Annotated in this window: 11 protein-coding genes; 8 read left to right on the top strand and 3 right to left on the bottom strand. The window is 41.1% G+C overall.

Annotated elements, in window-relative coordinates; all coding sequences use genetic code 11:
• Positions 1-68 precede the first annotated feature (68 nt).
• Positions 69-554 (bottom strand): GAF domain-containing protein, encoded by a 486-nt coding sequence (locus tag AC6CIB_RS15570; RefSeq protein WP_498282141.1) that lies wholly within the window; start codon positions 552-554, stop codon positions 69-71.
• 284 nt (positions 555-838) lie between these two features.
• On the opposite strand from AC6CIB_RS15570, the gene refZ reads away from it, so the two are divergent.
• Entirely contained in the window at positions 839-1492 is a 654-nt protein-coding gene (gene refZ, locus AC6CIB_RS15565; protein WP_498282139.1) for a forespore capture DNA-binding protein RefZ, read from the top strand.
• Between the two features lie 58 nt (positions 1493-1550).
• Here the strand turns inward: refZ and hisJ are convergent, their stop codons facing one another.
• Complete coding sequence (gene hisJ / locus AC6CIB_RS15560) at positions 1551-2339, bottom strand: histidinol-phosphatase HisJ (protein WP_498282191.1); 789 nt, start codon at positions 2337-2339, stop codon at positions 1551-1553.
• 602 nt (positions 2340-2941) lie between these two features.
• On the opposite strand from hisJ, the gene ezrA reads away from it, so the two are divergent.
• Complete coding sequence (ezrA, locus tag AC6CIB_RS15555) at positions 2942-4636, top strand: septation ring formation regulator EzrA (protein WP_498282137.1); 1695 nt, start codon at positions 2942-2944, stop codon at positions 4634-4636.
• Between the two features lie 108 nt (positions 4637-4744).
• On the opposite strand, the gene brnQ is transcribed toward ezrA, so the two are convergent.
• Positions 4745-6085, bottom strand: coding sequence for a branched-chain amino acid transport system II carrier protein (gene brnQ, locus AC6CIB_RS15550; protein ID WP_498282135.1), 1341 nt, complete (start codon positions 6083-6085; stop codon positions 4745-4747).
• A 332-nt stretch (positions 6086-6417) separates the two neighbouring features.
• On the opposite strand from brnQ, the gene AC6CIB_RS15545 reads away from it, so the two are divergent.
• From AC6CIB_RS15545 to rarD, 6 genes are all read left to right on the top strand, one after another.
• Positions 6418-7569 (top strand): cysteine desulfurase family protein, encoded by a 1152-nt coding sequence (locus AC6CIB_RS15545; RefSeq protein ID WP_498282133.1) that lies wholly within the window; start codon positions 6418-6420, stop codon positions 7567-7569.
• Positions 7566-8777: a tRNA uracil 4-sulfurtransferase ThiI gene (gene thiI / locus AC6CIB_RS15540; protein WP_498282131.1), complete on the top strand. Its 1212-nt coding sequence runs from the start codon at positions 7566-7568 to the stop codon at positions 8775-8777. Before AC6CIB_RS15545 ends, thiI begins: the two co-directional genes overlap by 4 nt.
• A gap of 85 nt (positions 8778-8862) precedes the next feature.
• Positions 8863-9066 carry an alpha/beta-type small acid-soluble spore protein gene (locus AC6CIB_RS15535; RefSeq protein WP_498282129.1) on the top strand — a complete coding sequence of 68 codons (204 nt, stop codon included), beginning with the start codon at positions 8863-8865 and terminating at the stop codon, positions 9064-9066.
• Positions 9067-9402: 336 nt separating this feature from the next.
• On the top strand, positions 9403-10986 hold the full coding sequence (mbcS, locus tag AC6CIB_RS15530) for an acyl-CoA synthetase MbcS (protein WP_498282127.1): 1584 nt from the start codon (positions 9403-9405) through the stop codon (positions 10984-10986).
• Between the two features lie 121 nt (positions 10987-11107).
• Complete coding sequence (locus tag AC6CIB_RS15525; protein ID WP_498282125.1) at positions 11108-12709, top strand: amidohydrolase; 1602 nt, start codon at positions 11108-11110, stop codon at positions 12707-12709.
• A gap of 73 nt (positions 12710-12782) precedes the next feature.
• On the top strand, positions 12783-13700 hold the full coding sequence (rarD, locus tag AC6CIB_RS15520; protein WP_498282123.1) for an EamA family transporter RarD: 918 nt from the start codon (positions 12783-12785) through the stop codon (positions 13698-13700).
• The last annotated feature ends 146 nt before the right edge of the window (positions 13701-13846 follow it).

Genomic DNA, 13846 nt, shown 5'->3' with positions numbered 1-13846 from the left:
ATTAGGTCATCGCCATCCAAAAAATAAGAGAGACCCTGTCGGCAAGGGTCTGTCAGAACGCTCAAAGATTAAAGGTGATGCATTAATTCATCCACAAAGATCTCCAAGTACTTCTGGTCCTCTTCGTCAAATCTAGCTTTTTCCGGACTATCAATATCCAGAACCCCGATTAGTTTTCCTTCTTTCACAAGGGGAATGACAATCTCTGATTGAGAGGCTGCATCACATGCGATATGCCCGGGGAATTGATGAACATCATCGATCAGAAGTGTTTTTTGTTCACTTGCAGATGTACCACAAACGCCTCTTCCCAATGGGATCCTAACGCATGCAGGCAGTCCCTGGAATGGCCCTAACACCAGTTGATTGCTTTCTTCTTCATATAAATAAAAGCCTACCCAGTTAATACGGTCTATAAATTGATTTAAAAGGGCAGAAGCATTGCTTAAATTCGCAATTTGATTTGGTTCGCCTTCTAATAGAGCTTTTAGTTGTTTCGTTACAAGACCAAAGCCCTGTTCCTTTGTACCTTGATATTTTTCTGCTTTAAACATCAACAACTCCCCCAATTCTACAAAATGTGCGTTATTTCAGGTGCGTTTGTTCCCTCAAGCCTTTTATACAACAAATCCTGTCGAGAAATACTTAAAGGAAATCCACATGAAAACACGAATTCTTTGAGTAAAGAAACTATAATAGAAACATCTATTGAACCATTTTTAGCATAATTCATCCCAACCTTCAATGATTTAGATTTTTTCATCAAAAGATTTTTAATATAGTGAATCCTCGTCACTGTTTTTTTCATACGCCTATCATATTTGAAAGAAGGGGAAATATGAAAAAACTAGATACTTCCATTCCAACGAAAGAAGCCATTTTTCAAGCAGCCGTGTATTTGTTTTATGATCATGGCTTTGATGGGACCTCTGTCCGAGATATAGCAAAAAGAGCGAATGTTAACCCTGCTACCATCTCCTATTATTTTAAAGGAAAGCAGGGGGTGTTGGAAGCGTGCTTTACTCATTTCTTTGAACAGTATCTGCGCTTTCTTCAGGAAGAAGTGGAAGCCTTGAACTATGTTAGTGCAGATTTATGCTTAAAGCGGGCAGTGTACAAAATCTTGAAATTCCAAAGTGAACATCATCAATTAGCAAGGTTTATCTGGAGGGAAGTTTCGATTGATTCTCAGGTTGTGCGTGAAATCATTTCTTCCTACTTAATGAAAGAAAGACATTATATGAAGCGATTATTTGAACAAGGGATGAAAGATCATGCTCTGAAGAAACAGCCTGTCAGCTTTTTGGTGATTCAGCTCAAATCCATGCTGACAATGCCGTTCCTCAATAGCCAGCAATTAAGGGAAGTATGGCAAATGTTCCCACAGGAATATTATTTTATCGATCAATACTATAAAAATATTGATCAGTGGATCGATTTACTTCTCGTTTCCGAAGTGAAGGAAGTCATGAAGAAAGAGCTTATTATCTAGGCAGGGAAAAGCACACAAAAGAACTCTTCGCAGTTAATAGAAGAGTTCTTTGTTTTTATCATTGCATCTCTCTACTTCCTTGACCGACACCTGCAGCTGTATGGGCATCGGACCCATAAACGGTCTTGATTCCTAATGAAAGAGCTTGTTGAATGATATCATTTGGGGGATAGGACTCACCACAGTAGGGTTTAACCAGGCCAGCCCCATTATAGTCCAACTCCAAATTCCTTGATGCCATCTCTTTTAAAATCAAAGAGGTTTTATCAGAAAAAGCACGAGAGGCAGGATACAGCTGCTGGAATTTCTTCACGAGGGTCATATGACCGATACGCTTAGGCTTATAGAGTCCCAAGTCAGCCCTGATCGACTTTATTACCGTATCATAATAGCGTTCGTAAATCGCATCGACGGATCCGTAATAATCAATCATAGATTGGAATACATCAGGACTGAAGTCCAAACAATCCCATTTTCCCTCGTGTTGTAAAAAATGAACGGAAAGAATACTATCATCCAATCGAGGTCCGTAAGCGTTTAAAAATTCCGCTGTTTCTTTCTCAAAGCCTGCAATGTAATCTACCTCTAACCCTGAACGAATCGTGATTTTATCTTTATATTTCTCCTTAAGGATTTCCAGAGTTAGAAAGTATTCCAAAAGATGCGAGGGATCCATTCCGCTATCCTTGTCCGGTGTTGTATCTTCAAAACCCTGGGGAAGTGGCGCATGCTCCGTAAATGTTATAGCAGAATAGTTTAGGGAGAGTGCCCTTTCAATATACATTTCAAATGTATCGTTACTTCCATGGGGACAAAAAGGAGTATGAATATGTCCGTCCACCTTCACCAAAAGTCTTCACTTCCTTGTATTTTAGTATGAAAAAGCTCTGTTAAACAAAGGGTTCATTCCTTCACATTATAATAAAGATTGGCTTTTTCTCGATGATTGTTTTGCTTAAACTAGGTTCCTAAGTGAAAAAGTTAAACATGAAGTTGATTAGAGTGGAAGGTGCTCGACTCCTGTGGGAATAGCGGGACAACCGAAAAGCGGAGACGGCTCGCCCAGCCCCGACAAGCATAAGTTGAATGGGCCTAAGAAGGCGCTCTTTGCCTTCTTGGACCATTTAGCTTATGACCCTCGAGGAGGCTCACCGCCCACCCCGCGGAAAGCGAGCATCCTGTAACGGAAATCAACTACTACTCGCATATGGTTATATAACCACATTGTTTACGAAAACAGCCTGAATAATAAAAAGTAATATTAAAAATACATAGAAAAAAGTCTATTTTCCCTCGAATTTGCTGAAAATGACTTTTTATCACTGAAAAATTAGAAATTAATAGTCAAAAATTGTCGTTAACATGGTATCATTATAGCAATGAGAATTTATTAATGAAACATTCAAATTGATATAGATGTCTACTGAATAGTTGAACAGGGGGCTTAAGATGCAATACGTCATCGCTGGAATAATACTTATCTTAATCGTATTCCTTATCGGATTTATCTCTAGAAAAAAATATTACGCTGAAATTGATCGGTATGAAGCTTGGAAAATAGATATTATGAACAAGCCGGTTTCAGATGAACTCTCCAAAGTGAAGCAACTGAATATGACGGGGCAAACAGAAGAATTGTTTGACGGTTGGAGACAGGGATGGGATGAGATTGTTGCTGTGCAGCTTCCTGATGTTGAAGAACTACTATTTGATGCAGAAGAGTACACCGATAAATTTCGTTTTACGAAAACAAGAGAGACCCTTTCCCGAATCGACAATGTTCTGACTGAAATAGAACAAAAAATCGAGCAAATTCTAACAGAGTTAAATGAACTGATCGGCAGTGAAGAGAAGAACCGTGAAGAAATTCAATCTCTTCAAGAAGAATATCGAAACAGTAAAAAGCAGTTACTTGCGTATCGTCATACATATGGTCAAACCGCTAAGTACTTAGAGAACATTTTAGATAAGCTCTCTGAACAAATGGATCAATTCAATGACTTAACAGAGCAGGGGAATTATCTGGATGCAAGAGAAATAGTCCTTAGTCTGGCACAGGAAATGAAGGATGTTTCCTACAAAATGGAGACGGTTCCGAAACTGATCACCGATTGCGAAAATCTTTTGCCTGCACAGTTGTCCGAGCTTGAAGCGGGATACGTGGAGATGAAAGGTCAAGGATACAGGCTTGATCATATTGAAGTAGAGAAAGAGGTTGCATCCCTAAAGGATACCCTGCTCCACTTTAATAAAAACCTTGAAGAGCTGAAGGTAGAAGAAGTAGAAGAAGGAATTCAGGAAATTAAAGTAAAGGTTGAGAACCTTTATGATTTGCTGGAGAAAGAAGTACATGCCAAACATTTTGTCCATCAGTATAAAGATCAAACGACTGAAGGATTGATCAAGGCCAAGGAAGATAATGAAGATATTCAATCGGAAGTAACACTTGTGAAACAAGGCTACCATCTTCAAGATGCGGACCTTGATACACCGAGCGAAATTGAAACGAAAATCATTCAGCTTTCAAAGCGTCACGAAATGTTGATGAATAAAGAAGAATCGAATGAAACTGCGTACTCCTCACTAAGTGATGAGCTAAAAGAAATCAGAAACGGCCTGGAAGAACTGAATCGTGAACAGAGTGAGTTTTCCATCTACTTACAAAACTTGCGTAAAGATGAACTGGCAACCCGCGAAAAAATCCAGGAGCTTAAGAAAAAGGTGGCTGAAGCGAGCCGCATAATTTCAAAGAGTAATGTACCAGGCTTACCTGCTGATTACAAAGATCTTCTCGATGAGGTCCATCGGAAGATTGAGCAAGTGAATGCCAGCTTAACCGAGAAGCCTTTAAGCATGAAGTTTGTTCAAGAAACACTTATGGGAGCAGAAGACACCGTCGATCATTTTTACACGAAGACGGGAGATTTAATCGAAAACGTCCTTCTATCCGAGAAAATCATTCAATACGGAAATCGCTATCGCAGTAAGTATAGTTCTGTCAGGGATGGTCTTCAGTCTGCTGAAGAATCCTTCCGTCAATATGATTACCGCAAAGCATTGGAAGAAGCCTCAACAACGATTGAAAAAGTAGAGCCGGGTGCTCTTAAGAAAATCGAGAAAATGATGGATCTTGAGGAAAAATAAAATTCATCACAAATCAAAAGGACTGATTTAGAAAATTCATTCTAAATCAGTCCTTTTTCATGAGCACTGCCAAGCTCCAGGGGCCTCTAGCCCCTAGGGTTTATGGTCTTAACTGGCTTCAATCGTCCGCTTTGTCTGTCCTGCAAGTGCGGCAATAACGAATCCAATGATTGCACCGATCATGGCCGGCACTAACCAGCCGATCCCTTGTGTATAGAAAGGAAGGAATTCAAGTGATTGACTCATGGCTGTCACGTCAACCCCGGCGGTTTTAATCCCGTCAATTAAACTGATCAAGCCTGTTGGAATTAAAGCTCCCACGTAGACGAGAGAATATCCGTTAAATCCATTGTGCATGAATGACAGTAAGATCAATACGATTGCCAAAGGATAGATGAAGATGAGTACCGGTAATGATACGGCAATCAGCTGAGTCAACCCAATATTGGCAATAATCATACTAAATACAGACATGATGATCACTAACACCGGATAAGATACAGGAAGAATCTTTGCGAAATATTGAGAACATGCAGAAACTAGTCCGACTGACGTAGTGATACATGCAAACGTAATCGCCAGTCCCAGGATGATTGTTCCTGATGAGCCGAATAAATGACTCGCTGCCGCAGATAGAATGGCACCACCGTTAGCTTGTGTACCGATGGAATCTGTACTTGTAGCTCCAATGTAACTTAAGGATAAATAAACAAGTGCTAAACCGATAGCAGCGATGACCCCTGCAATGATCGTAATGCGCGTCAGGTTTGCTTTACTCGTCACACCACGGTCTTTAATGGAATTAATGACCACAATCCCGAATACTAAAGCCGCGATGGTATCCATCGTTAAATAACCCTCAATGAACCCCTTGAATAGCGCTCCATCCTGATAAGCGGGGTTCGGTGCTCCGAAATCTCCCATAGGAGTTACCACACTCTTAACCACTAAGATCGTCAGAATTACGAGCAGGGAAGGTGTTAAAATCTTTCCGATTCTGTCTACGAGCTTTGTAGGATTCATCGCAAGCCATGCGGTTAATCCAAAAAAGATGATCGAATAAATGAATAAAGGAGTACCGTATTTTGCAACATCTTCAGGTAAAAATGGGATCACTCCGATTTCATAAGCAACCGTACCGGTTCTCGGAATCCCGAAAAAAGGTCCAATGGCCAAGTACATCACAATCGTGAATACTAGTCCATATAAAGGATGAACACGGTTTGCAAGTGTCTGAAGATCTCCTCCAGATTTGGCGATGGCGATAACGCCCAATAAAGGAAGTCCTACTCCAGTAATGAGAAAACCGATAATACCGGTCCACACATGTTCCCCGGCCTGCTGACCTAAAAATGGCGGGAAAATCATATTACCTGCTCCGAGGAAAAGAGCAAAAAGCATTAATCCTATAGTAAAGATTTGGCTGAATGACAGCGCTTTCTCTTTCATATATACCCCTCCGTTTGTAATCGTTATCATAAGCAAAATTATCTTATCATAAGATTGTAGAAAAATGTCGAAAATCTAAATAATCTTACAATTTAGTATATTTAAATAACTTTTTTGCGATTATTTCCTTTATGATTCTCGCAAAAGTTCTGTCATTTTTCAATGATTATTTTTGGAAATTGCTAAAAATTATCGAAAATTAGTATTACTACAATAATATCTTGCCCTGCATGTTGAATAAAATTTGGGTTCAGGATGATTTATGGTAAGATTAATGATTGAATATATTACTGGGAAATCTGCAGGTCACCACAGTAAAAGAAGGTGAAATCTTGATTTATTTAGATAATAGTGCAACAACCAAGCCATATAAGGAAGTACTGGATACATTTATTAAAGTAAACGAAAGTTACTATGCCAATCCTTCATCCATTCACTCTTTTGGAGGGCAAATTGAGAAATTAATTCAGCAGTCCAGGGAACAAGTGGCATCTTTATTAGATATAAAAAAGAAAGAAGTGTTCTTTACCTCTGGCGGAACTGAATCGAATAACCTGGCGATAAAGGGGGCGGCTTTACAATACGCGCAGAGAGGGAAGCATATCATTACGACAAAAATAGAGCACCCTTCCGTCCTTAATGCCGTTAAACAATTAGAGATGTTTGGGTATTCAGTGACATATCTCGATGTCGATGCCAAATGCAGGATTCAACCTGAACAAGTAAAAGCCGCCATTCAGGAAGACACTATTCTCGTATCGGTCATGCAAGTAAACAACGAAATCGGGAGTGTCCAGCCTATCCGGGAAATAGGAATGCTGCTGACGGACTATCCAAAGATCCTTTTTCACGTTGATGCTGTTCAGGCTTGCGGGAAGGTCCCCCTTATTCTCCGCGAAAAGCTTATTGATTTATGCAGCATTTCCGCTCATAAAATTCATGGCATTAAAGGAACAGGATTTCTATTTGTGAGGGACGGACTTGAGCTTTCTCCTATCATTTCAGGGGGAGAGCAAGAAGGAAATCTCAGAAGCGGCACGGAAAATACAGGTGGAATCGTGTCCTTTGCAAAGGCATTAAGGATGCACCTTGCGGAAAGTAAACAACAGCTTCCTATCATGGAGGAAAACCAACGGTATTTAAGGAAAGAACTGGAGAAAATGGAAGATGTGATCGTTCATACGCCAGTCGAGCATCATGCTCCTCACATCCTTAATTTTTCTATAGATGATTTCAAAGGTGAGGTTGTCGTTCACGCATTGGATCGACATGAGTTGTTTGTGTCCACAACAAGTGCATGTTCATCAAAGCAGAGTAAGCCAAGTCGAACCCTTCTATCGATGGGTGTATCAAAAAGTCAGGCGAACAGCTCCATTCGAATCAGTTTATCTTTTCACAATACAATGGAAGAGTGCCGTCAGTTCATACAGCTACTAAAAAAAGAAATAGAACTATTACAAAAGACAATGAGGAGATCACGATGAATTATAATCGCATACTAGTAAGATACGGTGAAATTTCAACAAAAGGCAGAAATCGAAAGATGTTCACGGCTAAGCTACGAGAAAATATTTTGCAAGCATTGAAGGATTTTCCAACGATTTCGGTTTCAGCAAGCCGGGATCGACTGCATATCCAGTTAGGAGACGAGAACGGGGAAGAGATCATTCCAAGATTGGAGAAAATCTTTGGAATCCAATCCTTCAGTCCGGTTGTGAAAGTGGCTCAGGATATCGAAGAGATTAGCCGAGCAGGATTGGCTCTCGTGCAAAAGAGTTTCACACCGGGGAAAACCTTTAAGGTGTCTGCCCGCAGAGCGGATAAAAAATTCTCCATGGATACAAACGAATTGAATTATGAAGTGGGATCCTATATCCTCCGAAACATGGACGGATTAAAAGTGGATGTGAAAAAGCCCGATATTAACCTTAATGTAGAAGTAAGAAAAGAGGGTGTCTATCTCTCCTCCGAAATTTATCAAGGCTCAACGGGGATGCCGGTTGGTGCAAGCGGAAAAGCCATGCTCATGCTATCAGGAGGAATCGATAGTCCGGTAGCCGGTTATTTAACGATGAAAAGAGGCGTCGAGGTAGAGGCGGTTCATTTCCACAGCCCACCTTTTACAAGTGAGCGGGCAAAGCAAAAAGTGATCGATCTTTCCAAGAAACTGTCTGCATTCAGTGGAAAGGTGAAATTGCATATCGTACCGTTCACGAAAATTCAGCAAACCATTCATGATCAGGTTCCTGAAAATTACACGATGACTTCAACAAGACGGATGATGCTCCGGATTGCTGATGAGATTCGTGAAAAGAATGAAGGTTTGGCCTTGGTGACCGGGGAAAGTCTTGGACAAGTAGCGAGTCAGACCCTTGAAAGCATGCAAGCCATTAACGATGTGACCAATACACCAGTACTACGACCGCTCATCGCCATGGACAAACTTGAAATCATTGATATTGCTCAAAAGATTGATACACATGATATCTCGATTCTTCCATATGAAGATTGCTGTACCATTTTCACACCGCCTGCACCAAAAACAAGACCTAAAAAAGAAAAAGTGGCGTATTATGAAAGCTTTGTTGATTTTGATACACTTATTAAAGAAGCCGTCGATGGAACAGAAACCATCACGATCGATGGATCAACAAGTTCAAATGTAGAAAAAACCTTTGACGAACTACTCTAAAAATTTAGGATTATTTACCAACAATTTTCCTTGCATGAAGCCATGTGTTTTTACACAATCTATACTCACAAGGAGGTGAAAACACATGGCAAACAGAAGTTCAAATCAATTAGTAGCTCCAGGAGCTCAACAAGCAATCGACCAAATGAAATACGAAATCGCTTCAGAATTCGGAGTTCAACTTGGTGCAGATGCAACAGCACGCGCTAACGGTTCTGTAGGTGGTGAAATCACTAAACGTTTAGTTCAAATGGCTGAACAACAAATCGGTGGCGGATTTTCAAAATAATTAAATACAATGGCTACAAGGAGCGAGATTCTCTCGCTCCTTTTTCATTTTGTCATGAGCGAATAAAGATATTTTTGGACCTGAAGATGAAAATAAGAGCTTCAATTGTAATATGTTGTGAAAAAAGTGTGCATTAGTCTGCTTTTTTCTTGTAAAAAGAGTACTCGATCCATTTTATGAGCTGGTTGTGATTTGTTATGATCCAGAGTTCAGATATTTGATCCTTTTGTCGAAAATTCTCATGATTTGTGTATAGGAAAAATATAAACGAATAATTTAAAAAATTTAAATTATTTTGTATAATAGAGAAGAATCGACAAACAAGGGGGAGTCAGAATGAAGAGGGAAGAACTTATTGCACCAGAAAAGTACAATTTAGTAGAGGAAGTAGAGAAGTACGCAAGTGATCAACAGAAGCTTGCAATTAAATGGGAAAACGAAGAGGGAACGAAAGACGAAATCACCTACCAGGAATTATTGAAAAATGTAAATAGAATTGGAAACATTTTCTTGGGTTCGAACCTAGAAAAAGGCGATGTCATTCTTGTGATGGTTCCTCGTTTAATTGAAGCTTACGCTGTGTATCTTGCTGCTCTTAAATCCGGACTCGTTGTGATCCCAAGCTCAGAAATGCTTAGAACGAAGGATCTTGAATACAGAATCGACCACGGTGACGTGAAAGGAATTGTAGCTTACTCTCCATTTGTTGAGCAGTTTGAAAACGTAAGAGGAATGGAAAATCTCCAAAAGTTCGTTGTGGGAGATAAACAAGAAGGATGGATTGCGTTAGAGGATGAAATGAAAACAGCTTCTGAAGAATTATCCTTCGCGGATACAAAGCGTGATGATATGGCGTTCCTTTCTTATACCTCAGGTACGACTGGAAACCCAAAAGGAGTTGTCCATACTCACGGCTGGGCATACGCTCACTTGAAGACAGCAGCTCGTGAATGGCTATCCATTGATGAGGGAGACACGGTTTGGGCTACTGCAGGTCCGGGGTGGCAGAAGTGGATATGGAGTCCGTTCCTGTCTGTACTGGGGTCCGGAGCCACTGGACTTGTGTATCAAGGTAAATTCGACCCTAACAAATACCTTCAATTGCTCCAGGACAATGGAGTCAATGTTCTGTGCTGTACACCAACAGAGTATCGCTTGATGGCCAAAGTGGATGATCTTGGATCCTATAAACTAAATCAATTACATAGTGCAGTATCGGCGGGAGAGCCATTAAACAGGGAAGTCATCGACGCCTTTAAGAGACATTTTAGTATAGAAGTCCGTGATGGCTATGGTCAAACCGAAAATACGCTCCTCGTTGGCATCATGAAAGGCATGGAGCTGAAACCTGGCTCAATGGGGAAACCCACTCCCGGAAACAGAGTCGAAATCATTAACGAGGAAGGGTATCCATGTGAAGTCGGAGAAGTTGGTGATATCGCGGTTCATGTAGAAACACCTGCTCTATTTAAAAATTATTATAAAGATCCAGAACGGACTGCGATGCAATTCAGAGGGAATTACTACATTACGGGTGATAAAGCGAAAAAGGATGAAGATGGCTACTTCTGGTTTGAGGGGCGTGGTGACGATATCATCATCAGCTCCGGATATACCATTGGACCATTCGAAGTGGAAGATGCCTTAGTCAAGCACCAATCGGTTCAGGAATGTGCTGTTGTAGGAAGTCCAGATGAAGTAAGAGGACTGATCGTGAAAGCCTTTATCGTATTGCGAGAAGGCGTGAATCAAGAGGATCCCGACTTAATTCCTGCCCTTCAGCAGCATGTTAAAGACTTAACTGCACCTTACAAATACCCGCGCAAGATTGAATTTGTGAAAGAATTGCCGAAAACAACTTCAGGAAAGATTAGAAGAATTGAGCTGAGACAAAAAGAAATGAGTTCAGTTAAAAACTAATCAGGGATAGGGAGCCTATAGGGCTCTCTATTTTTGTGAAAAAAGCTTTCCCTTTCAGATTCCTCCTATAATATGGTACATTTGAAAAACAGAATTTTTTTATAAAGAAGGGATAAACATCATGGGCACTTTATGGAAAAACGGAATCATTTACACAATGCAAGAGGAAGGACATCATGTTGAAGCGGTCTACACGGAAGATGGGGTCATCAAAGGGCTGGGCTCATCCGAAGACCTGGTAAAGAATGAACAATTCACGATTGAGTCCGAAGTAGATCTTCTGCAAAAGGTGATGTTTCCCGGGTTTGTCGATAGTCACATGCATCTGATCGGTCATGGCGAAACGTTAATGAGGCTGGACCTTTCCAGTATGAATAGTAAACAGGAAGTGTTAGAGGCAATAAAAGAAAAAGCAAAAGGCCTTGAGAAAGGTGAATGGGTCATTGGCGAAGGCTGGAACGAAAATCTCTGGAGTGATGCCGCGGTTTTAACCAAGCAGGAAATTGATGAAATCGTACCGGATCATCCTGTTCTCCTAAAACGCATTTGCCGTCATGCCATGGTGGTAAATTCGCTCGCTTTAAAAAATGCAGGTATCGATGAGGGGACTCCCGACCCTTCCGGAGGGTTGATTGAGAGTGATGAGGATGGAGCATTAAACGGTTTGTTAAAAGATAAGGCTCAGGATCTGATGATCGATGCCTTACCGGCCAGCTCCTCCGAGTATCTTGTAGGTGCCCTGACAAAAGGGATTGAAAGCTGCTGGGAGCACGGACTGGTAGGTGGTCATACTGAAGATTTAAGCTACTATGGAAACTTTAAGAAAACGTATGATGCATTTGTACAAACGATCACAGAAGGCAAGAAAAAGTTCAGGGCTCATCTATTGGTTCATCATGAAGTGATTGAAGATTGGAAGGAAGATGGCCATCACTTCCTCAGTGGCAATCAATTTATTGAATTCGGCGCCATGAAGATCTTTGCTGATGGGGCTTTGGGCGGCAGGACTGCTCTATTAAGCTATCCATATGCTGATGATCCAAGTACGACCGGAGTCAGCATCCATACAAACGAAAAACTTCTTGAACTTGTGAAGAAGGCTAGAAAGTATGATCTTCCGATTGCCGTTCATACGATTGGTGATCAGGCTTTTGAAAATGTACTTGGAGCCATCCTGAAAGAGCCATCTCACTTTGAAAGACGAGATCGACTCATTCATGCCCAAATCCTGCGTAAAGAGCTGATCGAGAAGATAAAGGATCTTCCGTTAATTCTCGATATTCAACCAAGGTTTGTTGCGTCGGATTTTCCTTGGGTAGTTGAGAGACTTGGAGAGGAAAACATGCAGTATAACTATGCGTGGAAAACACTTCTTGAGGAAGGCATTCCATGTGCGGGTGGATCTGATGCGCCAATCGAGCCGATTAATCCTCTTTGGGGAATTCATGCGGCGGTTACGAGAACGAATCCATTGGATCCTGACAAAACAGAGTATCGTCCAGAAGAAAAACTTTCGATGTATGAAGCCCTCTCCCTGTTTACAAAGGGAAGTGCTTATGCCTGTCACCATGAAGGAGATAGAGGGCAGATACGTGAAGGGTATACGGCGGACTTTACCGTTTTAGACATCGATCCGTTCAAAGTGGATGCCGATCAATTATTAAGCAAAATAGTAGATATGACGGTTGTAGACGAGACCATCGTTTATAAAAAAAATAAATAATCATTGCCCCCAAAACTGTTCATGGATATAATGGAGATATTTCGGAAATAGAAATAGTTTTGGGGGTGTTTTTATGAAGCAAACCGATCAGGCTGGAATCATCTACACAGCTTTTTCATATTTTTTATGGGGAATTCTCCCGATCTACTGGAAATGGTTAAATCATGTATCCGCATATGAGATTCTCGCTAACCGCATTTTTTGGTCCTTTTGGTTTATGCTATTATTATTATTCGTAAGTAAACGCTGGAAGGACTTTCACGTATATTTAAAAACATCTCTTACGAAAAAGAAGCAGCTGTTTGCACTATTACTTGCTTCTTTATTGATCAGTACGAACTGGTTTATTTATATATGGGCCGTGAATACAAATCAAATGGTGGAAGCGAGCCTGGGGTATTATATTAATCCCCTTGTGAGCGTATTGTTAGGGGTATTTATCCTGAAGGAAAGCTTGTCAAAGGCTCAAATGGTCTCGTTTGGATTGGCTGCGATCGGGGTTCTGATTTTAACGATATCTTATGGGGACTTTCCATGGATCGCGGTTGGCCTTGCATTCTCTTTCGGGTTATATGGATTGGCCAAAAAGCTCATCCAAGTCGAATCATCCATCGGACTGACACTGGAAACCATGACCATCGCACCGTTATCACTACTCTACCTCGGCTACATGTACAATGAAGGATCCCTGTCCCTTTTCCATGTATCGTCAGGGACGGACCTCTTATTGATGGGTGCCGGAGCGGTAACGGCCATCCCTTTATTGTTCTTTTCAAAGGGTGCTCAACAAATCCCGCTTTATATGGTCGGGTTCCTGCAATACATTGCACCGACCATCACGTTGATACTCGGCATATGGGTCTATTACGAGACATTCTCCTTCACCCATCTCATTTCCTTTACGTTCATATGGCTCGCATTAACGATTTTTACAGCTTCAAGAGTGCAGTACGCCCGAAAGCGAAGACGGGAAGCGAGATTGTCCGCTTGATGAAATGCAAAACGCTCCAGCATGTGCTGGAGCGTTTTGTATAGGGACGGACCTTGCTTTTGTTCACAATTTGGCGCAAAAAACGTGGGAAGTGGCACAAGTTTGGCTGAAAGTGGCGCAAGTTTGGTTGAGAATGCCGCAACAAC

The sequence above is a fragment of the Rossellomorea sp. GQ25 genome (assembly GCF_059758515.1).
Note: the sequence above shows the minus strand (reverse complement) of the source record. Positions and strands in the feature narration are given on the sequence as shown.

What these genes read in the sequence shown, in the direction of transcription:
- AC6CIB_RS15570 (WP_498282141.1), bottom strand. Translation starts at nt 554, where the DNA reads ATGTTTAAAGCAGAAAAATATCAAGGTACAAAGGAACAGGGCTTTGGT.
- refZ (WP_498282139.1), top strand. Translation starts at nt 839, where the DNA reads ATGAAAAAACTAGATACTTCCATTCCAACGAAAGAAGCCATTTTTCAA.
- ezrA (WP_498282137.1), top strand. Translation starts at nt 2,942, where the DNA reads ATGCAATACGTCATCGCTGGAATAATACTTATCTTAATCGTATTCCTT.
- brnQ (WP_498282135.1), bottom strand. Translation starts at nt 6,085, where the DNA reads ATGAAAGAGAAAGCGCTGTCATTCAGCCAAATCTTTACTATAGGATTA.
- thiI (WP_498282131.1), top strand. Translation starts at nt 7,566, where the DNA reads ATGAATTATAATCGCATACTAGTAAGATACGGTGAAATTTCAACAAAA.
- AC6CIB_RS15535 (WP_498282129.1), top strand. Translation starts at nt 8,863, where the DNA reads ATGGCAAACAGAAGTTCAAATCAATTAGTAGCTCCAGGAGCTCAACAA.
- mbcS (WP_498282127.1), top strand. Translation starts at nt 9,403, where the DNA reads ATGAAGAGGGAAGAACTTATTGCACCAGAAAAGTACAATTTAGTAGAG.
- AC6CIB_RS15525 (WP_498282125.1), top strand. Translation starts at nt 11,108, where the DNA reads ATGGGCACTTTATGGAAAAACGGAATCATTTACACAATGCAAGAGGAA.
- rarD (WP_498282123.1), top strand. Translation starts at nt 12,783, where the DNA reads ATGAAGCAAACCGATCAGGCTGGAATCATCTACACAGCTTTTTCATAT.